The organism is Citrobacter sp. MGH104, assembly GCF_001034485.1.
GTDB classification, from domain to species: domain Bacteria; phylum Pseudomonadota; class Gammaproteobacteria; order Enterobacterales; family Enterobacteriaceae; genus Citrobacter; species Citrobacter freundii.
On record NZ_KQ089818.1, the window covers coordinates 2,766,067 to 2,790,257 of the forward strand.

Annotated in this window: 19 protein-coding genes and 1 other annotated feature; of the genes, 11 read left to right on the forward strand and 8 right to left on the reverse strand. The window is 54.0% G+C overall.

Going from position 1 to position 24,191, the window contains the following annotated elements; all coding sequences use genetic code 11:
- The first annotated feature begins 66 nt into the window (after positions 1-66).
- Positions 67-3,432: a mechanosensitive channel MscK gene (gene mscK, locus SK34_RS12965; protein WP_003835917.1), complete on the forward strand. Its 3,366-nt coding sequence runs from the start codon at positions 67-69 to the stop codon at positions 3,430-3,432.
- A 75-nt stretch (positions 3,433-3,507) separates the two neighbouring features.
- Here mscK and rsmS read toward each other — a convergent pair whose 3' ends face one another.
- Both rsmS and priC read right to left on the reverse strand, forming a co-directional pair.
- Positions 3,508-3,669, reverse strand: coding sequence for a pleiotropic regulatory protein RsmS (gene rsmS, locus SK34_RS23855; RefSeq protein WP_003021750.1), 162 nt, complete (start codon positions 3,667-3,669; stop codon positions 3,508-3,510).
- Positions 3,670-3,683: 14 nt separating this feature from the next.
- Positions 3,684-4,211 (reverse strand): primosomal replication protein N'', encoded by a 528-nt coding sequence (gene priC / locus SK34_RS12970; protein ID WP_048233189.1) that lies wholly within the window; start codon positions 4,209-4,211, stop codon positions 3,684-3,686.
- A 69-nt stretch (positions 4,212-4,280) separates the two neighbouring features.
- Between priC and SK34_RS12975 the strand changes: the two genes are divergently transcribed.
- The 8 genes from SK34_RS12975 to hemH all read left to right on the forward strand — a co-directional run bounded on the left by SK34_RS12975 (position 4,281) and on the right by hemH (position 12,525).
- Positions 4,281-4,658: a DUF454 family protein gene (locus SK34_RS12975; RefSeq protein WP_003847534.1), complete on the forward strand. Its 378-nt coding sequence runs from the start codon at positions 4,281-4,283 to the stop codon at positions 4,656-4,658.
- Positions 4,659-4,851: 193 nt separating this feature from the next.
- Entirely contained in the window at positions 4,852-5,403 is a 552-nt protein-coding gene (gene apt / locus SK34_RS12980; RefSeq protein WP_003021759.1) for an adenine phosphoribosyltransferase, read from the forward strand.
- Between the two features lie 210 nt (positions 5,404-5,613).
- Positions 5,614-7,545 (forward strand): DNA polymerase III subunit gamma/tau, encoded by a 1,932-nt coding sequence (gene dnaX, locus SK34_RS12985; RefSeq protein ID WP_003835912.1) that lies wholly within the window; start codon positions 5,614-5,616, stop codon positions 7,543-7,545.
- Positions 6,878-6,942: a sequence feature (DnaX frameshifting element), on the forward strand. (Overlaps the previous gene by 65 nt.)
- A 57-nt stretch (positions 7,546-7,602) precedes the next feature.
- On the forward strand, positions 7,603-7,932 hold the full coding sequence (locus SK34_RS12990) for a YbaB/EbfC family nucleoid-associated protein (RefSeq protein ID WP_003021764.1): 330 nt from the start codon (positions 7,603-7,605) through the stop codon (positions 7,930-7,932).
- On the forward strand, positions 7,932-8,537 hold the full coding sequence (gene recR / locus SK34_RS12995) for a recombination mediator RecR (protein WP_003021767.1): 606 nt from the start codon (positions 7,932-7,934) through the stop codon (positions 8,535-8,537). Before SK34_RS12990 ends, recR begins: the two co-directional genes overlap by 1 nt.
- 110 nt (positions 8,538-8,647) lie before the next feature.
- Entirely contained in the window at positions 8,648-10,522 is a 1,875-nt protein-coding gene (gene htpG / locus SK34_RS13000; protein WP_048233190.1) for a molecular chaperone HtpG, read from the forward strand.
- A gap of 232 nt (positions 10,523-10,754) precedes the next feature.
- Entirely contained in the window at positions 10,755-11,399 is a 645-nt protein-coding gene (gene adk, locus SK34_RS13005) for an adenylate kinase (RefSeq protein WP_003021773.1), read from the forward strand.
- Between the two features lie 163 nt (positions 11,400-11,562).
- Entirely contained in the window at positions 11,563-12,525 is a 963-nt protein-coding gene (gene hemH, locus SK34_RS13010) for a ferrochelatase (RefSeq protein ID WP_048233191.1), read from the forward strand.
- On the opposite strand, the gene aes is transcribed toward hemH, so the two are convergent.
- The gene (gene aes, locus SK34_RS13015; RefSeq protein WP_048233192.1) at positions 12,522-13,481 is read right to left on the reverse strand and encodes an acetyl esterase; all 960 of its coding nucleotides are present in this window, start codon (positions 13,479-13,481) and stop codon (positions 12,522-12,524) included. The genes hemH and aes overlap by 4 nt on opposite strands.
- Positions 13,482-13,633: 152 nt before the next feature.
- On the opposite strand from aes, the gene gsk reads away from it, so the two are divergent.
- Positions 13,634-14,938 carry an inosine/guanosine kinase gene (gene gsk, locus SK34_RS13020; protein ID WP_003021781.1) on the forward strand — a complete coding sequence of 435 codons (1,305 nt, stop codon included), beginning with the start codon at positions 13,634-13,636 and terminating at the stop codon, positions 14,936-14,938.
- 91 nt (positions 14,939-15,029) lie between these two features.
- On the opposite strand, the gene ybaL is transcribed toward gsk, so the two are convergent.
- Positions 15,030-16,709 carry a YbaL family putative K(+) efflux transporter gene (gene ybaL, locus SK34_RS13025; protein WP_003835904.1) on the reverse strand — a complete coding sequence of 560 codons (1,680 nt, stop codon included), beginning with the start codon at positions 16,707-16,709 and terminating at the stop codon, positions 15,030-15,032.
- Between the two features lie 225 nt (positions 16,710-16,934).
- Positions 16,935-18,155 (reverse strand): fosmidomycin MFS transporter, encoded by a 1,221-nt coding sequence (gene fsr, locus SK34_RS13030; protein ID WP_003021788.1) that lies wholly within the window; start codon positions 18,153-18,155, stop codon positions 16,935-16,937.
- Between the two features lie 174 nt (positions 18,156-18,329).
- On the opposite strand from fsr, the gene ushA reads away from it, so the two are divergent.
- The gene (ushA, locus tag SK34_RS13035; RefSeq protein ID WP_048233193.1) at positions 18,330-19,982 is read left to right on the forward strand and encodes a bifunctional UDP-sugar hydrolase/5'-nucleotidase UshA; all 1,653 of its coding nucleotides are present in this window, start codon (positions 18,330-18,332) and stop codon (positions 19,980-19,982) included.
- A gap of 107 nt (positions 19,983-20,089) precedes the next feature.
- Here the strand turns inward: ushA and ybaK are convergent, their stop codons facing one another.
- The 3 genes from ybaK to copA form a co-directional block, all read right to left on the reverse strand.
- The gene (ybaK, locus tag SK34_RS13040) at positions 20,090-20,569 is read right to left on the reverse strand and encodes a Cys-tRNA(Pro)/Cys-tRNA(Cys) deacylase YbaK (RefSeq protein ID WP_048233194.1); all 480 of its coding nucleotides are present in this window, start codon (positions 20,567-20,569) and stop codon (positions 20,090-20,092) included.
- A 201-nt stretch (positions 20,570-20,770) separates the two neighbouring features.
- Entirely contained in the window at positions 20,771-21,565 is a 795-nt protein-coding gene (locus SK34_RS13045; RefSeq protein ID WP_016149720.1) for a TraB/GumN family protein, read from the reverse strand.
- A 100-nt stretch (positions 21,566-21,665) separates the two neighbouring features.
- On the reverse strand, positions 21,666-24,167 hold the full coding sequence (copA, locus tag SK34_RS13050) for a copper-exporting P-type ATPase CopA (RefSeq protein ID WP_048233196.1): 2,502 nt from the start codon (positions 24,165-24,167) through the stop codon (positions 21,666-21,668).
- Positions 24,168-24,191: the final 24 nt, after the last annotated feature.

A 24,191-nucleotide genomic window follows, 5' to 3' on the forward strand; every position in this document is an offset into this window, starting at 1 on the left:
CAGCCGTGATATTCTTGCCGCTTGACTATTTCCGGTCACTTTCCCGGTTCAGAAACATTCATTCTCATGACTATGTTGCAGCTCTATAAACGTTCACAGCATGTAATTGCTATTAGCATACTTTTCTTCATTCTATTGTTATCCTGCCAGTCATCTGCATTTGCGCGGGCGCAACAGAGTGGTGAACTGCCGACGAAAGCAGATATTCAGAGCCAACTGGACGCACTGAGTAAACAAAAAGATCTCTCCGCGCAGGATAAGCTGGTCCAACAGGATCTCATCGATACTATCGCCACGCTGGATAAAATCGATCGCGTGAAAGATGAGACCGTACAGCTTCGCCAGAAAGTGGCCCAGGCGCCGGAGAAAATGCGCCAGGCGACGGATGCGCTAAATTCGCTCAGCGATGTCGACAATGACGACGAAACGCGAAAAACGCTGAGCACGCTTTCCTTACGACAGCTTGAGTCACGCGTCGCGCAGGTGCTCGATGACCTGCAAAGCTCGCAAAACGATCTGGCCACGTATAACAGCCAGCTGGTGTCGCTCCAGACTCAGCCAGAGCGCGTACAAAATGCGATGTACACCGCGTCGCAGCAGATGCAGCAAATCCGCAACCGACTTGATGGCACTAATGTAGGCGAAGGTGCTTTACGCCCCAGCCAGCAGGTGCTGTTACAGGCGCAGCAGGCGCTGCTGAATGCGCAGATCGACCAACAGCGAAAGAGCCTCGAAGGTAATACGATTTTGCAAGATACCTTGCAAAAACAACGTGATTACGTGACGGCGAACAGTAACCGCCTTGAGCATCAGCTCCAGCTCCTGCAGGAAGCGGTGAACAGCAAGCGACTGACGTTAACCGAAAAAACGGCGCAGGAAGCAGTCACGCCGGATGAAGCCGAGCGTATTCAGTCCAATCCGTTAGTGAAGCAGGAGCTTGATGTTAACCATCAGCTCAGCCAGCGTCTGATTGCCGCGACCGAAAACGGCAACAGCCTGATGCAGCAAAATATCAAAGTCAAAAACTGGCTTGACCGCGCGCTGCAATCCGAACGTAACATTAAAGAACAGATCGCCGTTCTGAAAGGCAGTCTGCTGCTGTCGCGTATTCTGTATCAGCAACAACAAACGCTGCCGTCGGCGGATGAACTTGCCGATATGACCAACCGGATCGCCGACTTGCGTCTGGAGCAGTTCGAGGTCAACCAGCAGCGCGACGCGCTGTTCCAGAATGATGCGTTTGTCGCCAAACTGGAAGAAGGGCACAGCAACGAAGTTAACGGCGAAGTCCATGATGCCTTACTGCAGGTTGTGGATATGCGTCGTGAACTGTTGGATCAGCTCAATAAGCAACTGGGCAACCAGCTGATGATGGCGATTAATCTGCAAATTAACCAGCAGCAGTTAATGAGCGTGTCGAAAAACTTGAAAGGGATCCTCACGCAGCAGATTTTCTGGGTTAACAGTAACCGTCCGATGGACTGGGACTGGATCAAAGCTTTCCCGCAAACGCTTAAAGACCAGTTTAAGTCGATGAAAATCACGGTGAACTGGGAAAAAGCGTGGCCCGCAGTATTTATTGCGTTCCTGGCGGGATTGCCGCTGCTGCTCATTGCCGGGTTAATCCGCTGGCGTCTGAAATGGTTGAAAGAGTATCAGGCGAAATTAGCCGCTGCGGTGGGTAACCTGCGTAATGACAGTCAGCTCAATACGCCAAAAGCGATTCTGATCGATCTCATCAGAGCCTTGCCGGCGTGCCTGATTATCCTTGCGGTAGGTCTGATTCTGCTTACCATGCAGTTGAATATCAGCGACCTATTGTGGGCGTTCAGTAAGAAGATGACAGTCTTCTGGCTGGTGTTTGGTTTGTGCTGGAAGGTGCTGGAAAAAGATGGCGTGGCAATTCGTCATTTTGGTATGCCAGCAAAACAAACTAGCCATTGGCGCCGCCAAATCGTGCGTATTAGCCTGGCGCTGTTGCCGCTTAATTTTTGGTCGGTCATTGCTGAACTGTCACCGCTCAATCTGATGGACGATGTGCTGGGTCAGGTGGTGATTTTCCTCAACCTGCTGCTGATCGCCTTCCTGGTATGGCCAATGTGCCGCGAAAGCTGGCGTGATAAAGAGTCGCATGGTCTGCGTCTGGTGACGATTACCGTGCTGTCTATTATCCCGATAGCATTAATGGTGCTGACGGCGACCGGCTATTTCTACACCACGCTGCGTCTGGCGGGACGCTGGATTGAAACGGTTTATCTGGTCATTCTCTGGAACCTGCTGTACCAGACCGTGCTGCGTGGGTTGAGCGTCGCGGCACGCCGTATCGCCTGGCGTCGTGCGCTGGCGCGTCGTCAGAACCTGGTGAAAGAAGGAGCGGAAGGTGCCGAACCGCAGGAAGAACCGACCATCGCGCTTGAGCAGGTTAACCAGCAAACGCTGCGTATAACTATGCTGGTGATGGTTGCCCTGTTTGGTGTCTTGTTCTGGGCCATTTGGTCTGATTTGATCACCGTGTTCAGCTATCTCGACAGCATTACGCTCTGGCATTACAACGGTACCGAAGCGGGTGCGGCAGTGGTGAAAGACGTCACCATGGGTAGCCTGCTGTTTGCGATTATTGCCTCAATGGTCGCGTGGGCGCTGATCCGTAACTTACCCGGCCTGTTGGAAGTGCTGGTGCTCTCGCGACTGAAGATGCGTCAGGGCGCTTCGTATGCGATCACCACGATCCTTAACTACGCGATCATCGCCATCGGCGCGATGACGGTCTTCGGATCGCTCGGTGTTTCGTGGGATAAGCTACAGTGGCTGGCAGCAGCCCTGTCGGTTGGTCTTGGTTTTGGTTTGCAGGAAATCTTCGGTAACTTTGTTTCGGGTCTGATTATTCTGTTTGAACGCCCGGTCCGCATCGGCGATACCGTGACTATCGGTACGTTCTCAGGAACGGTCAGCAAGATCCGTATCCGTGCCACCACCATTACCGACTTCGATCGCAAAGAGGTGATCATCCCGAACAAAGCCTTTGTGACGGAGCGTTTGATCAACTGGTCGCTTTCCGATACCACCACGCGTCTGGTGATCCGCATCGGCGTGGCCTACGGTTCGGATCTGGACAAAGTGAAGAAAGTGCTGCTGCAGGCGGCGATGGAACACCCGAAAGTGATGCACGATCCGGAGCCTGCTGTGTTCTTTACCGCCTTCGGCGCCAGCACGCTGGATCATGAACTGCGTTTATACGTGCGTGAACTGCGCGATCGTAGCCACACTGTTGATGAACTGAACCGTGCGGTCGATCGTTTATGCCGTGAAAACGACATTGATATCGCCTTTAACCAGCTTGAAGTGCACCTGCACAACGCGAAGGGCGACACCGTGACCGAGGTTAAGCGTGATATCATTAAAGGTGATGATCCGACGCCTTCGGTAGGTTAATAGAAAAACTCATCAGGCCTGCGAGCTTCGATTCATTCGTAGGCCTGGTAAGTGCAACGCTATCAGGCATTTCAGCTATAGCGCGTTTTTTGAAGAAGAGAGCTGTTTCTTTTCGTAATCCCGTTTAACAATCTCCAGCGCCTTCAGTACGGTTTCAGGTGCAACCTGATTTTCCTCAAGTAAAACAATCAAATCGACGGCCAGTTTGACCTCGTCCGGGGCGTTCTCTAATGACATAAATTCTCCGGGGATTAACGGGTTAAACGCGCCAACACGTTTTCTATTCTTGCCAGAGCATGACGGCAGCGCGCCAGTCGCGCCTCGAATGCTTCTACTTCACGATGCAGTTTTTGCTGTTCTGCAAAGCCGGTAGCCTGAGCCAGACGCTCTTTGCGTTCACGCGTCATTTCAACCAGACGGCGTTCAAACTCCTGATGTTGGACCCGCTTGCGCTGCCAGCGCGCCAGACCTGGAGATGAGCTGTCCCACTCGCGTAGCGACCAACTGGCAGTTTCACGTGAAATCGCCTCTAACTGTGAGGCAAGGTGTTCCGCAAGCCAGGTGATTTGTGGTAGTTGTTGCTGCTCAACGGCGCGACGTAGGGCAGTAAGATTATCGTCAGCTTCATCCAGGCAGGCCTGCAGCAATGTGCTGCGCGTGTGAAACAGATGCCTGTCAAAGCGGGCGCTAAGCGTTGTGTGGTGCGCCAGCGGAGCACAACGCTGTCGCAGGCGGTTAAGCTGGTTTTCGAGCGTCTGTAACAGCATGGCGGTTTTCACAACAACACTCCGATGAAAATGAGAACTGTTATGCTAAAGTAGCGATTCTCTGTGTTAAGTACTGATATTATGCAACGCATTATTCTAATCATCATTGGCTGGATAGCGGTAGTGCTAGGTACGCTGGGCGTAGTATTGCCTCTGTTACCGACGACGCCGTTTATACTGCTGGCCGCCTGGTGTTTTGCCCGCTCATCGCCGCGTTTTCACGACTGGTTGCTTTACCGTTCGTGGTTCGGCGGGTATCTGCGTCACTGGCAAAAACATCGCGCGATGCCGCCGGGAGCAAAACCGCGCGCTATTTTGTTGATCCTGGTGACGTTTGCTATTTCCCTCTGGCTGGTCAATATGATGTGGGTACGCGGCCTGCTGCTGGTTATTCTCGCCTGTTTACTGATTTTTATGTGGCGGATCCCGGTGATTGATGAAAAACAACAAAAGCAGTAAAGCGCAATAATCGCTGTTGCAATTGTCTCTCGCAGCCAGTAAATTCGACCGTTTTCGAGCACAGGCGCAGATGGTCAAAGGTTAACCAAGTGTAACCTTGGCCCTAATATAGACACAAAATCATTCAAGATACGTCGAGGATGAAGTGTATAGTGCGCCGTGAAGTAATACTGTATTAATCAGGCACAAACTTATGACCGCGACTGCACAGCAGCTTGAGTTTCTCAAAAATAGCATCAAAAGCATCCACGACTACCCAAAACCGGGCATTCTTTTCCGTGATGTCACCAGTTTACTGGAAGATCCGAAAGCCTACGCCCTCAGCATTGAATTGCTGGTTGAGCGCTACAAAAATGCGGGGATCACTAAAGTGGTTGGCACCGAAGCGCGTGGCTTCCTGTTTGGCGCGCCGGTAGCGTTGGGGCTGGGCGTCGGCTTTGTTCCGGTACGCAAACCGCGTAAGCTTCCGCGTGAAGTTATTGCTGAGACCTATGAGCTGGAGTACGGCACCGATCAGCTGGAAATCCACGTTGATGCCATCAAACCGGGTGATAAAGTCCTGGTTGTGGACGATCTTCTGGCAACTGGCGGCACGATTGAAGCGACCGTGAAGCTGATCCGCCGTCTGGGTGGCGAAGTGACCGATGCTGCCTTTATCATTAACTTGTTTGATCTGGGCGGCGAGCAGCGTCTGGAAAAGCAGGGGCTGACCTGTTATAGCCTGGTTCCATTCCCGGGCCACTAATTTAGGGCTATCTTTTTTGCCATTTTGGCCCCGGTCAGTGCTCGAAATCCTCACGTACTGCGTGTACGCTCCGGTTTCTGTGCGCTGCCCGAAACCAAACTGACTGCAACGATAACGCCCGAATATAACGTGTCAACCTCGCCGTTGCTGCGAGGTTGTGTTAGCATTACCCTCCTGTGAATCCACCCTCCAGCCTTTCAGAGCCTGCCAATGAGTTATCAGGTCTTAGCCCGAAAATGGCGCCCACAAACCTTTGCTGACGTCGTCGGCCAGGAACATGTGCTGACGGCACTGGCGAACGGCTTGTCGTTAGGGCGTATTCATCATGCTTATTTGTTTTCCGGTACCCGTGGCGTCGGAAAAACCTCTATCGCCCGCTTGCTGGCGAAGGGATTAAACTGTGAAACTGGCATCACCGCTACGCCGTGCGGCGTGTGCGATAACTGCCGGGAAATTGAGCAGGGGCGTTTTGTCGATTTGATTGAAATCGATGCCGCCTCACGCACTAAAGTCGAAGATACTCGCGATCTGCTGGATAACGTTCAGTATGCGCCCGCGCGCGGTCGCTTTAAGGTCTATTTGATCGACGAAGTGCACATGCTGTCGCGCCACAGTTTTAATGCCTTGCTGAAAACGCTCGAAGAGCCGCCCGCGCACGTCAAATTCCTGCTGGCGACCACCGATCCGCAGAAGCTGCCGGTGACCATCCTGTCGCGCTGTCTGCAATTCCATCTTAAAGCGCTGGATGTCGAACAGATTCGCCATCAGCTTGAGCATATTCTCAAAGAAGAGCATATCGCCCATGAACCGCGTGCGCTGCAACTGCTGGCTCGCGCCGCAGACGGCAGCCTGCGCGATGCACTAAGCCTGACCGATCAGGCGATTGCCAGCGGCGATGGTCAGGTCTCGACCGACGCGGTCAGCACCATGCTCGGCACGCTGGACGACGACCAGGCGCTCTCGCTTGTTGAAGCGGTTGTGGCTGCGGACGGCGAACGCGTGATGAGGCTGGTGAACGACGCCGCCGCGCGTGGTATCGAATGGGAAGCGCTGCTGGTTGAGATGTTGGCTTTGCTGCATCGTATTGCCATGGTTCAGCTTTCACCTGCCGCTCTCGGTAGCGATATGGCCGCCATTGAACAGCGTATGCGTGAACTGGCGCGAATTGTACCGCCTACCGATGTGCAGCTTTACTACCAGACCCTGTTAATTGGGCGCAAAGAACTGCCGTATGCGCCGGACAGGCGAATGGGCGTCGAAATGACGCTGCTGCGTGCGCTGGCTTTTCATCCGCGCATGCCACTCCCGGAACCTGAAGTCCCGCGCCAGTCGTTTGCCCCGGTCGCACCCACAGCGGTAATGACCCCGACGCAGGTGCCACAGCAGCAACCTGCGCCAGCGCAACAGCAACAGAATGTGCCGCTTTCCGATGCCACCAGTCAGGTGCTGGCGGCGCGCAGTCAACTGCAACGTGCTCAGGGAGCAACCAAAGCAAAAAAGAGTGAACCGGCAGCCGCTTCCCGCGCGCGGCCGGTGAATAATGCTGCGCTGGAAAGACTGGCTTCGGTGTCGGAACGTGTTCAGGCGCGTCCGGCAGTCTCTGCGCTGGAAAAAGCACCGGCGAAGAAAGAAGCGTATCGCTGGAAAGCGACCAATCCTGTTGCAGAAGTCAAAGAAGTCGTCGCCACGCCGAAAGCGCTGAAAAAAGCGCTCGAGCATGAAAAAACGCCGGAACTGGCGGCAAAGCTTGCGGCTGAAGCCATTGAACGCGACCCGTGGGCCGCCCAGGTGAGCCAGCTCTCGCTGCCTAAACTGGTAGAGCAGGTGGCGCTTAATGCCTGGAAAGAAGAGAATGGCAACGTGGTTTGCCTGCACCTGCGTTCCACGCAGCGACACCTTAATTCCAGCGGCGCGCAGCAAAAACTGGCCGAAGCACTGAGTTCCTTAACGGGGTCAACGGTTGAATTGACCATCGTTGAAGATGATAATCCTGCGGTGCGTACGCCGCTGGAGTGGCGTCAGGCCATTTATGAAGAGAAGCTCGCGCAGGCGCGTGAGTCGATTATTGCGGATAATAACATCCAGACGCTGCGTCGTTTTTTCGATGCTGAGCTGGACGAAGAGAGTATTCGCCCCATTTGATCGTCAGCCTAATGGTTTGACGGTCGTCATCCCTTAACGTGATTGAGAGAGAAGCCTATGTTTGGTAAAGGCGGTCTGGGTAACCTGATGAAACAGGCCCAGCAGATGCAAGAAAAAATGCAGCAGATGCAGGAAGAAGTCGCCAAGCTGGAAGTGACCGGCGAATCTGGCGCGGGTCTGGTAAAAGTGACCATCAACGGCGCGCATAACTGCCGTCGCGTGGAGATCGATCCAAGCCTGCTGGAAGACGACAAAGAGATGCTGGAAGACCTGGTTGCTGCGGCATTCAATGACGCGGCGCGTCGCATTGAAGAGACGCAGAAAGAGAAGATGGCCTCTGTTTCTTCCGGAATGCAGCTGCCGCCTGGCTTTAAGATGCCGTTCTGATGCAAACCAGCCCGCTGTTAACTCAGCTTATGGAAGCACTGCGCTGTCTGCCGGGCGTTGGCCCGAAGTCGGCGCAGCGCATGGCGTTCACGCTGCTTCAGCGCGATCGCAGCGGCGGGATGCGTCTGGCGCAGGCGTTAACGAAGGCGATGTCGGAAATCGGCCACTGTGCCGATTGCCGCACCTTCACAGAGCAAGACGTCTGCAACATCTGTTCGAACCCGCGTCGCCAGGAAAACGGTCAGATTTGCGTGGTGGAGAGTCCGGCGGACATCTACGCCATTGAGCAAACCGGGCAATTTTCCGGACGTTACTTCGTGCTGATGGGACACCTGTCGCCGCTGGACGGTATTGGTCCTGATGATATCGGGCTGGATCGTCTTGAACAGCGACTGGCGTCTGAGCAAATCAACGAACTGATTCTGGCGACCAATCCCACGGTCGAAGGAGAGGCGACCGCCAACTATATTGCTGAGCTTTGCATGCAATATGGCGTTGAAGCCAGCCGTATCGCCCATGGCGTTCCGGTAGGCGGCGAGCTGGAAATGGTCGATGGCACCACGCTGTCGCACTCTCTGGCAGGACGACACAAGATTAAATTCTGAACAAACGGAGGCCGCGACGGCGGCTTCCGCTTGAAATCCTTCCCGCTTGTCCCCATTTCACCCTCAACGTGTTTTTACCATTGAATATGGCATTGTTGAGGTAGATCTACATGAAAGGACAAGAAACTCGTGGTTTTCAGTCAGAAGTAAAACAGCTTCTGCACCTGATGATCCATTCTCTGTATTCCAATAAAGAAATCTTCCTGCGTGAGCTTATCTCTAACGCCTCGGATGCGGCAGACAAGCTGCGTTTCCGCGCACTGTCTAACCCGGACCTGTATGAAGGTGACGGTGAGCTGCGTGTGCGTGTTTCCTTCGATAAAGATAAGCGTACGTTGACCATTGCCGATAACGGCGTGGGGATGAACCGTGATGACGTTATCGATCATCTGGGGACCATTGCGAAATCCGGCACCAAATCTTTCCTCGAATCCATGGGCTCCGATCAGGCGAAAGACAGTCAGTTGATCGGTCAGTTCGGGGTTGGTTTCTACTCTGCCTTCATCGTGGCGGACAAAGTCACCGTGCGTACCCGTGCTGCGGGTGATAAGCCGGAAAACGGCGTGTTCTGGGAATCTGCGGGCGAAGGCGAGTACACCGTAGCCGACATCAGCAAAGACGATCGCGGCACCGAAATCACTCTGCATCTGCGCGAAGGCGAAGACGAGTTCCTCGATGACTGGCGCGTACGTTCCATCATCAGCAAATATTCCGACCATATCGCGCTGCCGGTAGAGATCGAAAAATCCGAAGAAAAAGACGGCGAGACCGTGGTTTCCTGGGAAAAAATCAACAAGGCGCAGGCGCTGTGGACCCGTAACAAGTCGGAAATCAAAGACGACGAGTACAACGAATTCTACAAGCACATCGCCCACGACTTCACTGACCCGCTGACCTGGAGCCACAACCGTGTGGAAGGTAAGCAGGAGTACACCAGCCTGCTGTATATCCCGTCGCAGGCGCCGTGGGATATGTGGAACCGCGATCACAAGCATGGTCTGAAACTGTACGTCCAGCGTGTCTTCATCATGGACGATGCCGAGCAGTTCATGCCGAACTACCTGCGCTTTGTCCGTGGTCTGATAGATTCTAACGATCTGCCGCTGAACGTTTCTCGCGAGATCCTGCAGGACAGCACCGTCACCCGTAACCTGCGCAGCGCGCTGACCAAACGCGTACTGCAGATGCTGGAAAAACTGGCGAAAGACGACGCGGAAAAATACCAGACCTTCTGGAAGCAGTTCGGCCTGGTGCTGAAAGAAGGCCCGGCGGAAGACCACGCCAACCAGGAAACGATCGCTAAACTGATGCGCTTCGCGTCTACGCACACTGACTCCTCCGCGCAAACCGTGTCGCTGGAAGATTACGTGTCGCGAATGAAAGAAGGGCAGGAGAAAATCTACTACATCACTGCAGACAGCTATGCGGCGGCGAAGAGCAGCCCGCACCTGGAACTGCTGCGTAAGAAAGGCATCGAAGTGCTGCTGCTTTCTGACCGCATCGATGAGTGGATGATGAACTACCTGACCGAGTTCGACGGTAAGGCATTCCAGTCCGTTGCTAAAGCTGACGAGTCCATCGACAAGCTGGCGGATGAAGTTGACGAATCGGCAAAAGAAGCGGAAAAAGCGCTGACGCCGTTCGTTGAGCGTGTGAAAACCCTGTTGGGTGACCGCGTGAAAGAAGTGCGTCTGACTCACCGTCTGACCGACACGCCAGCCATCGTTACCACCGATGCGGATGAAATGAGCACCCAGATGGCGAAACTGTTTGCCGCTGCGGGCCAGGCCGTACCGGAAGTGAAATATATCTTTGAACTGAACCCGGACCACGTGCTGGTAAAACGCACGGCGGATACTCAGGACGAAGCACAGTTCAAAGAGTGGGTTGAGCTGCTGCTGGATCAGGCGCTGTTTGCCGAGCGCGGCACGCTGGAAGACCCGAACCAGTTCATTCGTCGTATGAACCAGTTGCTGGTATCCTGATACCTGTAATGTAATGCCGGATGGCGCTAACGCTTATCCGGCCTACAACATCTTTTTGATCGTAGGCCGGATAAGGTGTTTACACCGCCATCCGGCAATTTCTTTCCTTATTTTCAATTTTCCCGCCATTAACCGTTTCAGCGCAGACTACCTTCCTTGAGCCAATTGCGTGATGGTGGTATCGTTTAGCGCTTTTTAAAAAATATCGACAACCTTTAAGGGGATTTTCGTAATGCGTATCATTCTGCTTGGCGCTCCGGGCGCGGGTAAAGGAACTCAGGCTCAGTTCATCATGGAGAAGTATGGTATTCCGCAAATCTCCACCGGTGATATGCTGCGTGCCGCCGTGAAATCTGGCTCCGAGCTGGGCAAACAAGCGAAAGACATCATGGACGCCGGTAAGCTGGTGACTGATGAGCTGGTGATCGCGCTGGTAAAAGAGCGTATTGCTCAGGAAGACTGCCGTAATGGTTTCCTGCTTGATGGCTTCCCGCGTACTATTCCGCAGGCAGACGCCATGAAAGAAGCGGGCATCAACGTGGACTACGTTCTGGAGTTTGACGTACCTGACGAACTGATCGTTGACCGTATCGTCGGTCGCCGCGTACACGCTGCTTCTGGCCGCGTTTACCACATCAAATTCAACCCGCCTAAGGTTGAAGGCAAAGACGACGTGACCGGCGAAGAGCTGACCACCCGTAAAGACGATCAGGAAGAGACCGTACGTAAGCGCCTGGTGGAATACCATCAGATGACCGCTCCGCTGATCGGTTACTATTCTAAAGAAGCGCAGGCGGGTAACACCAAATACGCGAAAGTTGATGGCACTCAGGCCGTGGCTGACGTGCGCGCAGCGCTGGAAAAAATCCTCGGCTAATTTTTTCGCGTAATAAACCTCTTATCAGGTCTGCCATTATCTCGTAGGCCTGATAAGCGCATCGCCATCAGGCAAATTCTCGTCTTACCTTTCACAGCAATTAGTTCTTCTTTACCGCTTTTCCGCTACAATTATCAACAATTTGAATCGATAAGAGGCGGTAATGCGTCAGACGAAAACCGGTATCCTGCTGGCAAACCTCGGCACTCCCGATGCCCCAACTCCCGAAGCCGTTAAGCGCTACCTGCGCCAGTTTTTAAGCGATCCACGCGTAGTTGATACGTCCCCTGCACTGTGGTGGCCGCTGCTGCGCGGTGTGATTTTGCCGCTGCGAGCGCCGCGTGTGGCAAAGCTGTACCAGTCAATCTGGATGGAAGACGGTTCCCCGCTGATGGTCTACAGCAAGGCGCAACAGCAGGCGCTGGCACAACGTCTGCCTGATACCCCTGTCGCGCTGGGGATGAGCTACGGTTCGCCATCGCTCGAAAGCGCGGTCGATGAACTGTTGGCAAGCGGAGTGGAACACATGGTGGTGTTACCGCTGTACCCGCAATATTCCTGTTCGACGGTTGCAGCAGTCTGGGACGAGCTGGCGCGCATCTTAGCGCGTAAACGTGGTATTCCCAGCGTCTCTTTTATTCGTGATTACGCCGATGACAGCAGCTACATTGATGCGCTGGCCAAGAGTGCCCGGGATTCATTCGCTCAACATGGCGAACCTGATTTACTGCTGCTCTCCTACCACGGCATTCCGCAGCGCTACGCCGATGAAGGCGATGACTACCCGCAGCGCTGTCGCGATACGACGCGTGAGCTGGTTTCAGCGCTTGGTCTGCCGCCGGAAAAAGTCATGATGACCTTCCAGTCTCGCTTTGGCCGCGAACCCTGGCTGACGCCGTATACCGACGAAACGTTAAAAATGCTGGCGGAGAAAGGAACCCGACATATCCAGGTTATGTGTCCGGGCTTCGCGGCTGATTGCCTCGAAACGCTGGAAGAGATAGCGGTGCAAAACCGGGAGATTTTCCTTGAGGCTGGCGGTAAGCAATATGAGTATATTCCGGCGTTGAATGCCACACCGGAACATATCGAAATGATGGTTAAACTGACCGCCGCCTACCGCTAAAGCTGTTGCTTAAAGAAACGCGCGCCGTCCTGCAGAGCTTCATCGGCGGTTTTCATCACCCGCGAATAGTGCAGGAAGGCGTGCAGCGTACCGGGATACATTTTGTACTGGCAGGGCTGCTGATGCGCCTGTAACGTCTGGAATAATAAGCGGCTATCGTCAATCAGTGGATCGAACTCCGCGCCGGCGATAAAACACGGCGGCACGTCACGCGTCAGGTCGTTATTAAACAGGCAATAGTACGGTGACTCGCGATCGTCAGCGCTACGTAGGTACGCGTTTTCATACATCTGCAAGTCCTCGCGGGTTAACCCATCCCACGCTCCGCCCATCAGCCGTCGGCTCAGTGAATCCTGTAGCCCGTAAAGCCCATACCACAACAGTATGCCAGCCACCTTGCCGCAAGCAATGCGTTTATCCCGCAGCCACAGCGCACTGGCAAGCGCCAGCATGGCTCCGGCGGAATCGCCCGCAAAACCAATCGTATTGATATTGAGGGAATAGTCGCCAGCATGTTGATGATAGTACTGGCAGACGGCGACGATCTCTTCGATGGCTTGTGGGTAGCGGGCCTCCGGCGCCAGCGAATAGTCGATGCCGATCACCGTGCACTGGGTGTAATGCGCAAGTAAACGCATAATACGGTCATGGGTATCCAGATTACCGAGAATAAAACCGCCGCCGTGCAGGTAATACAGCGTGGCCTGGCTTTGGGGCTGCGGAGCGTAGATGCGTGTGGCAACGGGGCCGCACGCGGTAGAAATCACGCATTCTCGGGTATGCATCTGCGGGGCATCGGCATTCCACAGTCGCCGCTCATGAATGTAGTGTTGGCGCTGGGCCACGAAGTCATCGGCAGCGGGCCACGGCGGCAAATCGTCGCGATGAAAATTCACCACGCTTTTCATTTCATCCGAAATTTTGTCGAGTACGGGGATTTTGTTTTCCGGCTTCATAAAACGCTCCTTGTGAAGGTGAGTTATTGTAGAAATTAATCCCGGATAAACTGCGATCTCACCGTCCGATATTGAAACTCAGCGTCGCATCGCATGCGCAGCAGGGAATGTGCTACCATGCATCGCTCAGTTAACCACCCGTAAAATCGACCATGAAATTTCCCGGTAAACGTAAATCCAAACACTATTTTCCCGTCAGCGCGCGCGATCCGTTGTTGCAACAAATTCAGCCAGAAAATGAAACCAGCGCAGCCTGGGTGGTGGGCATCGACCAGACGCTGGTGGATATTGAAGCCAAAGTGGATGATGACTTTGTAAAACGTTATGGATTAAGCGCCGGGCATTCTCTGGTGATTGCCGATGATGTCGCGGAAGCGCTCTATCAGGAACTGGTGCGTGAAAATTTGATCACCCATCAGTTTGCGGGCGGTACGATCGGTAACACGATGCACAACTACTCCGTGCTGGCGGATGACCGCTCGGTGCTGCTGGGCGTGATGTGCAGCAATATCGAGATTGGCAGCTATGCGTACCGCTATTTATGCAATACCTCCAGCCGTACCGATCTGAACTACCTACAAGGCGTTAATGGACCGATTGGTCGTTGCTTTACGCTGATTGGTGAATCCGGAGAGCGTACCTTCGCAATCAGCCCTGGGCATATGAATAAGCTACGGGCGGATAGCATCCCTGAATCGGTAATTGCCGGAGCGTCCGCGTTGGTGCTGACGTCCTATCTGGTGCGCTGCGAGCCGGGCGAGCCGATGCCGGAAGCGACCATGAAGGCGATTGAATACGCTAAAAAACACAATGTGCCGGTGGTACTGACGCTGGGCACCAAATTCGTCATTGCCGATAACCCGCAATGGTGGCAGGCATTCCTCAAAGAGCATGTCTCTATTCTGGCGATGAATGAAGAAGAGGCTGAAGCGCTGACCGGCGAGAACGATCCGCTGCTGGCGTCTGACAAGGCGCTGGACTGGGTGGATCTGGTGCTGTGCACTGCGGGTCCGGCGGGTCTGTATATGGCGGGCTTTACGGAAGAAGAAGTCAAACGTAAAACCCAGCATCCGCTGCTGCCTGGAGCGATTGCCGAATTCAATCAGTACGAATTCAGCCGCGCCATGCGCCATAAAGACTGTACCAATCCGCTGCGTGTGTATTCGCACATTGCACCGTATATGGGCGGGCCAGAAAAGATAATGAATACCAACGGTGCTGGCGACGGCGCGCTGGCGGCATTGCTGCATGATATTACTGCCAACAGCTATCACCGCAGTAACGTGCCTAACTCCAGCAAGCACAAGTTCACCTGGCTGACCTATTCGTCTCTAGCCCAGGTGTGTAAATATGCTAACCGCGTGAGTTACCAGGTGCTGAACCAGCATTCACCGCGCCTGACGCGCGGTTTGCCGGAACGTGAAGACAGTCTTGAAGAGTCGTACTGGGATCGCTGAGTTCTTGCCCGATGGCGCTACGCTTATCGGGCCTACGCGTAGCAATAGCAGGCCGGATAAGGCGTTTTACGCCGCCATCCGGCACGTAACATTAACTGGCGGTAGCAACTTCACCGGCAGGCGGCGTTTCAATTAGCTCCAGCATGGTACGGGCGATTTCACGCTCGCCCATGACGACCTGATTGGCTCCGCGCTCAGTAATATATTCCACCTCATCGTCATAATGTGCGCGGGCGATAATCTCAATCGACGGGCACTTCTCACGAGCGGAAGCGACAATTTCACCCGCTTCATAGCCATTCGGAATGGTTAGCAACAGCCAGCGTGCGCAATCCAGATGCGCCAGATTCATAATCTCTTCGTTAGCGGCATTTCCCAGCACCGCGCGGATCCCACGCTCGCGCAGTTCATCCACCCGGGTACGTGAGGTTTCGATAACCACCAGCGGGATCCCGGCAGCCATCAATTTCTCACCCAGCAGGCTGCCGACGCGACCAAAGCCAACCAGCAGGGCGTGATTGCAGATATCCACCGGAATTTGCTTCTCTTCTTCGATAGCCTCTTCCAGAGTCTGCTCTTCCAGCGTTTCTGTTTTGGCGAGATATTTTTCTAACACCGCGAACAGCACCGGGTTGAGCATTATGGACAGGATTGCCCCTGCCAGCACCAGATTCTGTCCGGCCTGCGGCAGCAGGTTTAACGCCATTCCCAGACCCGCCAGGATAAAGGCAAATTCACCAATCTGCGCCAGACTGGTGGCAATGGTGAGCGCCGTGCGTTGAGAGTGACCAAACATGCGCACCAGGAAATAGGCGGCAAGGGATTTACCAAAGATGATAATCGCCAGCGTGCCCAGTACTGCCAACGGCTGCTGGATCAGGACTAACGGATCGAACAGCATTCCGACGGAAACGAAGAACAGCACGGCGAACGCATCGCGCAGCGGCAGGGTGTCATGCGCCGCACGGTGGCTCAGCTCAGATTCATTCAGCACCATACCGGCGAAGAACGCGCCCAGTGCAAAGGAGACATCGAACAGCTCTACTGCGCCGAAGGCGATACCTAAGGCGAGGGCGAGGACTGAGAGGGTAAACAGTTCGCGTGAACCGGTTGCGGCGCTGCGGGCCATAATCCACGGTACCAGGCGACGACCCACCAGCATCATAATCGCGATAAACGCCACCACCTTACCGATGGTAATGCCCATATCGACAGCCAGCGAAGCGAAGCCGACATCTTCTTTTTCCAACATTCCGGCGACGGCTGGCAGGAGAACCAGCGTCAGCACCATCATCAGATCTTCGACAATCAGCCAGCCAATGGCAATTTGCCCGCGCTGGCTGTCAATGAGCTGTCGTTCTTCAAGCGCACGCAGTAGCACCACGGTGCTGGCGGTTGAAAGACACAGACCAAACACGATCCCCACCATCAGCGACCAGCCTAATACAGCTGAAAGCGCCATACCCAGCAGCGTTGCCACTGCTATCTGGGCAATCGCGCCGGGAATGGCGATTGACTTTACCGCCATCAAATCCTTCAGGGAAAAGTGCAGCCCGACGCCGAACATCAGCAGAATAACGCCAAGCTCGGCCAGTTCAGGCGCGAGCTTAGTATCAGCAACAAAACCAGGTGTAAATGGACCGGCCAGAACGCCCGCTAACAGATATCCCACCAGAGGAGAAATACGTAGTTTATTGGCAATCATGCCTAATATAAAAGCGAGTACAAGGCCGCCGACAATGGTGGTGATAAGCGGGGTGGCGTGATGCATTCCGTCTCCTTTGGTTGCTGTGATGATCCTAAAAACCCAAACTGCGAGTAATAGTTTATGACAATTTTAATGTTTATGTTTATGAATAATTATTGAATTTTGAAGAAAACAGGATTTTAAAGGAAAAAAAGCACGGATCGGAAAACTACGAGGGGATGTTTGAGGCAAACGCTGATGGTCACTGTAAGTGATGACGACCAAAGTTTACCTTTGGCCGTCAGAAAATCAGGCTTTATGTCGGTTATCAGGTAAGAATATGGTCAGTATCCCCAAAAGTGGCAGGAAAGCACATATTTTGTAGACCAAATCGATACTGGTATGGTCGGCAATCAGCCCTAACACCGCGGCTCCCAAGCCACCCATGCCGAAGGCAAAACCGAAAAATAACCCAGAAACCATGCCGATACGCCCAGGAAGCAACTCCTGTGCGTAAACCAGAATGGCAGAAAACGCCGATGCGAGGATAAAACCAATGATCACGGTTAAAATCCCGGTCCATTCCAGCGTTGCGTAGGGTAAAACGAGGGTAAATGGCGCAACGCCGAGGATAGACCCCCAAATAACATATTTTCTGCCAATTTTATCGCCTAATGGTCCGCCAATCACCGTCCCGGCCGCGACGGCAAACAGGAAGGCAAACAGGTGAAACTGGGCGTTTTGTACCGATAATCCGAATTTTTGCATCAGATAAAAGGTGTAATAGCTGCTGATGCTCGCCATATAGAAGTATTTGGAGAAAATCAGTACCAGCAGGATGCTTACAGCCAGCACCACTTTATTACGCGGCAACGGATTAACGATAGCGACCTTCGGCTTTCCTTTACTCATCCGATGCTGCGCGGCATACCAACGGCTGATTTGTGCCAGGACGACAATCGCTAATAGCGCAGCCAGAACAAACCAGGCCACATTACCCTTACCATATGGCGCGATGATGACAGCCGCCAGCAACGGTCCCAGTGAGCTGCCGAAGTTGCCGCCAACCTGGAAAATCGATTGGGCAAGGCCGTGGCGACCGCCGGAGGCCATACGCGCCACACGGGACGATTCCGGGTGAAATACCGAAGAGCCGGTGCCAACCAGCGCCGCGGCGAGCAGCACCATATGGAAGCTGCCGGCCATGGCCAGCAAAACAAGCCCGCTCAGCGTGAAGCACATTCCTATGGGCAGCGACCACGGCATCGGGTATTTGTCCGTCCAGTAACCCACCACCGGTTGCAGCAGCGAAGAAGCTAACTGGAAGGTTAGGGTGATCATCCCGATCTGCATAAACGTCAGCGAGAACTCTGACTGCAATAGCGGATAAATCGCCAGGATCAGCGACTGAATCATATCGTTTAGCAAATGGGAGAGGCTGATCGCTCCTAAAATGCCAAATGAGGTGCGTGCTTTAGCAACCGACGCTGACGCGCCAGCCACAGGCTGGGTTGGTTCACTTATTGCCATAGAAAGTCACTTCTGTTTGGGTTGCGATTATGAGGGTAATCTAATTTGTTATTATTACCTGACTAACATACCTGCGGAAGGTGTTTGAAGGAAGTCTCATTTCTGAAAACATTTTCGACTATTATTTCATATCATTGTAATTTCAGTCGTTGATTTTGGCTCAGGGAGAGAAATATGAAGTTTTTAAAACGGGGCGTGGCGCTGGCGTTATTAGCCGCATTTACGCTGGCAGGTCAGCCAGCGCAAGCGTACGAAAAAGATAAAACCTACAAAATTACCATTCTGCATACCAACGATCATCACGGTCACTTCTGGCGTAGCGAATATGGGGAATACGGACTGGCGGCGCAAAAAACGCTGGTGGACGGTATTCGTAAAGAGGTGGCTGAGGAAGGGGGCAGCGTACTGCTGCTTTCTGGTGGTGATATTAATACCGGCGTGCCGGAGTCCGATCTGCAGGATGCGGAACCTGATTTTCGCGGGATGAACCTGATTGGCTATGATGCGATGGCGGTCGGAAACCACGAGTTTGATAATCCGCTTAGCGTATTGCGCCAGCAGGAAAAATGGTCCAAATTTCCGTTTCTCTCGGCCAACATTTATCAGAAAAGCACCGGCGAGCGTTTATTTAAGCCGTGGGCCATCTTTAAGCGCCAGGATTTAAAAATTGCCGTACTTGGTTTAACCACTGACGATACGGCGAAAATTGGCAACCCTGAGTTCTTTACCGATATCGAATTCCGTAAACCTGCTGATGAAGCCAAACTGGTTATTCAGGAACTGAATATGGGTGAAAAGCCAGACATCATTATCGCGACCACCCATATGGGACATTATGACAACGGCAACCACGGCTCGAACGCCCCTGGCGATGTCGAAATGGCGCGCAGCTTGCCAGCAGGTTCGCTGGCGATGATTGTCGGTGGCCACTCGCAGGATCCGGTGTGTATGGCTGCGGAAAATAAGAAGCAGGTTGATTACGTACCGGGTACGCCGTGTGCGCCAGATAAGCAAAATGGGATCTGGATTGTACAGGCACACGAGTGGGGCAAATACGTGGGCCGGGCGGACTTTGAGTTCCGTAACGGCGAAATGAAAATGGTTAACTACCAGCTCATTCCCGTTAATCTGAAGAAAAAAGTGACCTGGGACAACGGTAAAAGTGAGCGCGTACTCTACACCCCGGAGATTGTTGAAAATCAGCAAATGCTTTCGCTGCTGACGCCGTTCCAGAATAAAGGTAAAGCGCAGCTCGACGTGAAAATCGGTAGCGTCAATGCGCGCCTCGAAGGCGACCGTAGCAAAGTCCGTTTCGTGCAAACCAATATGGGGCACTTGCTGCTGGCTGCGCAAATGGCGCGAACCAGCGCTGATTTTGGCGTGATGAGCGGCGGCGGTATCCGTGACTCCATCGAAGGTGGCGATATCACCTATAAGAGCGTGCTGAAGGTACAGCCGTTTGGCAACATCGTGGTGTATGCCGATATGAGCGGGAAAGAAGTGATTGATTATCTGACCGCGGTGGCGCAAATGAAGCCGGACTCCGGAGCCTACCCGCAGTTTGCCAACGTCAGCTTTGTAGCGAAAGACGGCAAACTTAACGATTTGAAAATCAAAGGCGAACCTGTTGACCCAGCCAAAACCTATCGTATGGCAACGCTGAGCTTCAACGCCACCGGCGGTGATGGCTATCCGCGCATTGATAACAAACCAGGCTATGTGAATACCGGGTTTATTGATGCGGAAGTGCTGAAAGAGTACGTACAGAAGAACTCACCGCTGGATGCCAGTGCGTATGAGCCGAAGGGTGATGTGAGCTGGCAGTAACAGGGCGGAGTGCCGGATGGCGGTGCTGGCACCTTATCCGGCCTACAGGTCAGTGCGATTTGTAGGCCTTAAAGCTGCGCGCCATCAGGCATTCATTCTATAACCGCTTAATCCCGGCGGGCGATATCGGCGAATTTCGCATCCAGAATTTTCGCCAGATCGCTCGCTGCCAGTTCGATATCCAGCCCGCGTTTGCCGCCGGAAACATAAATGGTGTCAAACGTTTGGGCAGGCGCATCGATAAGCGTCGGCAATCTTTTTTTCTGCCCCAGCGGGCTAATACCGCCTACCAGATAGCCTGTAGTGCGTTGCGCGGCCATGGGATCGGCCATATCGACCTTTTTGGCACCCAATGCTTTGGCAACCTTTTTGAGATCCAGTTGACCTGCTACCGGTGTGACGGCGACCGCCAGATGCTTCATGTCGCCATTCACGGCAACCAGCAGCGTTTTGTAAACCTGGTCCGCGTTCAGACCTAACTTTCGCACCACTTCATCACCAAAGTTCGTCTCGGACGGATCGTGATCGTAGGTGTGGATCTGGAAAGAAATTTTGTTTTTTTCGAGTAATTTAACGGCGGGTGTCATAGCAATTTTCCTGGCCCAGACAAAATACGACTCAAGCATACGCCTGATGTCTGTCTAAAAAATAGTACCATCTTGCGCAATAGTATTGGCAGGATGATGACTTTGAGCGACAATCGAACTACACCGACGCTTTAAGCGCCGGGATCATAATAATGATGAAATTCCTCTTTGACGGGCCAATAGAGATATTGGCCATTTTTTTTACCGTAACATCTCCGGCAAATTTCCTTCTCCGTATAAATGCAGTGCGCCAACGGCCACGACGTAGTGACCAGCAGGCATCGCTCTGAGCCGATCGCGCCAGGCTGTGTTGCGTTGATGCATCAATACGTCATACAACGACTGGCTAAAGGTATTGGGAAGCGTCAGTTCGCTATTGTGCGGCGGCGTTTCAAGCCACCAGCCCATCATCTGCTGTAGCAGTCTGGCATTGGTATGCCAATGCGTCAGAGTATCGTCCAACAGGGCCAGTCCGTTATCAGGCAACTGACATAACAGCTCGATTTGACTGGATGCGCCTTCCAGTTCGATTATCGGTTTATGCGCCTGTTTAGCCGCATTCAACAGTTGATAATCAATCCCGTATTCCGCTCGCAGCCCTAGCTGCTGTGCCTGCGTTGCCTGTAATACCATGGCAATTTGCCACAACGGCTGAGTAGATAACAGGGATGGGGAAATGCCCAGTTCGTTGGTGACTTTACGCAGGTTTTCTAACTGCTCCGGGCTGAGACGTTCTTCGAGTGCAGCAAAGATCGGAAGGTTGGCAAACGGCGCGTCGTCACCGGAAACATCCGCTTCGACAATCAGCGCATCGGCATGCTTGAGCTTTTTGAGTAATTTGGCAGGCAGAGGCGCCATATCGCGGCTGCCCATGTGAATGCTGCCAATCAGATGAAAATGGCGGTTGCCGGGCAAAGAGATGTCGATGGCAGGCCAGGTATAGTGGTTGCCGCGCAGTGCAGACCATAATGCTTTTACCCGGTATAACAAATCCATACGACCTCCCTAAGTGGAGAACCATGCTAGCGCGTGGCCGGAAAAGTCGCAATGTGTGAATTGCCGGATGGCGCAGTTGATAGCGCCATCCGGTAAAGGGTTACTCTTTAGGTTTGAAGCGCAGCAATCGGTTCGCGTTGCTCACCACGGTGATGGAAGAAAGCGCCATCGCCGCCCCGGCGACTACCGGGTTGAGCAGCGTGCCGGTGAACGGCCACAGAATCCCAGCGGCAACCGGGATGCCGATGCTGTTGTAGATAAACGCGCCGAGCAGGTTCTGCTTCATATTGCGTAGCGTTGCCCGGGAGATAGACAGCGCATCCGCAACGCCCATCAGGCTATGACGCATCAGCGTAATCGCGGCTGTTTCAATCGCCACATCGCTGCCGCCACCCATGGCGATCCCTACATCGGCCTGAGCCAGCGCAGGCGCATCGTTGATACCGTCACCGACCATGGCGACCTGACGCCCCTGGCTCTGCAGACGCTTGATCGCCTCGGCCTTACCGTCCGGCAGAACACCCGCAATCACCTCGTCAATACCCGCCTCTTTGGCAATGGCGTTGGCGGTCGTTGGGTTGTCGCCGGTCAGCATCACCAAACGATACCCGGCGCGGTGCAGGCGCTGGAGCGCTGCCACGCTGTCGCTACGCAGTGGATCTCGCACCGCTAACAGCGCCGCTGCTTTACCATCAATCGCCAACAGGACCGGAGTTGAACCCTGGGAAGCCTGAGCGGTGATTTCAGCCTCCATTTCAGTGGTATCTACCTGCTGTTCATTGAGCAGTGCCTGATTTCCCAGCAGCAACGTATGACCTTCGGTCTCGCCGCTGACGCCTAACCCGAGCAGCGTACGGAAACCGTTGACCTGCGGCAGCGAGACATCGCCTGCTTTGTCCAGAATCGCCCTGGCCAGCGGGTGGCTGGAACCCTGTTCAAGGGCTGCAGCCAGACGAATTGCCCGCGCTTCATCGGTGTTGCCAAACGTTTTGATGGCGACAACCTGCGGTTTGCCTTCAGTCAGCGTCCCGGTCTTATCAAAGACGAGAGTATCGAGCGTGCTGGCGCGCTGCAGCGCATCGGCATCGCGTACCAGTACCCCAAACTCAGCGGCACGCCCCACGCCGGAAATAATCGACATCGGCGTTGCCAGACCCAGCGCACAAGGGCAGGCGATAATCAGAACGGTGGTGGCAATGACCAGCGTATAGACAATCTGCGGTGCTGGTCCAAAGAAATACCAGATAGCCGCACTGACCAGCGCAATGGCGACCACGACCGGAACGAACACCGAGGAGATACGGTCGGCCAGTTTGCCAATTTCCGGTTTGCTGCTTTGCGCTTGACGCACCATACGAATAATGCGTGACAGCGTGGTGTGGCTGCCAACGGCGCTGGCGCGGAACAGCACGCTGCCGTCCTGTACGACCGTACCGGCGTGGACGCTATCGCCTTCACCTTTTTGCTGCGGAATAGGCTCACCGGTCAGCATCGCTTCATCCAGCCAGGCTTCGCCCTGCGTAATTTCTCCATCGACCGGCACGCGGTCGCCGGTGGTCAGGCGCAACAACATTCCCGCCTGAACGTCTGCCAGCGGCACGTTCTTTTCACCTTCGTCAGTAACGATGCGTGCGGTCGGTGGCGTCAGATCAAGCAGTTTTTCCAGCGCTTTGGACGAGCGCTGGCGAGCCCGCGCTTCCAGCATGTGTCCGAGGTTAATCAGACCAATAATCATGGCGCTGGCTTCATAATAGAGGTGTCGCGCTTCCATCGGGAACCATTGCGGCCAGAGGTTGACGCTCATGGAATAGAGCCATGCCACCCCTGTACCCAGCGCGACCAACGTATCCATAGTCGCGGTGCCGTTCATCAGGCTTTTCCACGCATTGCGGTAAAAGTGACCGCCCGCGAAAACCATCACCGCAAGCGTTGCCAGACCAATCGTCAGCCACAGGCTGCGGTTGTCATCGCTCACCATCATGTTGTCGCCAATCATTCCCCATACCATGACAGGGATACCCAGCAGCAGCGCGACGGCCGCCTGCCAGCGAAAACGTTTCATGGTTGCCACGGCGGTTTCTTGCTGACGCTCGCGGCGCTTAGCATCATCTTCAATGGCTTCTGCGCCGTAGCCTGCTTTTTCCACCGCCTGCACTAAATCTGCGGCGGAGGCACTGCCCATTACCAGCGCAGTGCGTTCCGCCAGGTTTACCCGTGCCTGGGTGACACCCGGTACGCTTTGCAATGCATTTTGTACACGGGTCACACAACTGGCGCAGCTCATGCCGTTTAACAGCAACTGTTGGCTGTCATCATCAGCCGTAGCTGCCGGAAGCTCGGAAGGGACCGCTGCCAGTGCTTCCGACGGGATTGATGACTCCGTCAGCGGTTTAGCCTTTGGGTGGCTTAACTCCGCGCCGTAACCGGCTTGTTTGATGGTTTCAATCAGCGCTTCTGCGCTGGCGCTCCCGGTAACATGGGCCTCTGTCACGGTAACATCCGCTTGCTCAACATCCGGACGTTTTTCCAGACTTTCTTTAACGCGTTTTACGCAGTGACCACAGGACAAACCGTCCAGGGTTAGATCGATTGTTTGAGACATAACCAACTCCTTCATTGCAGGTTT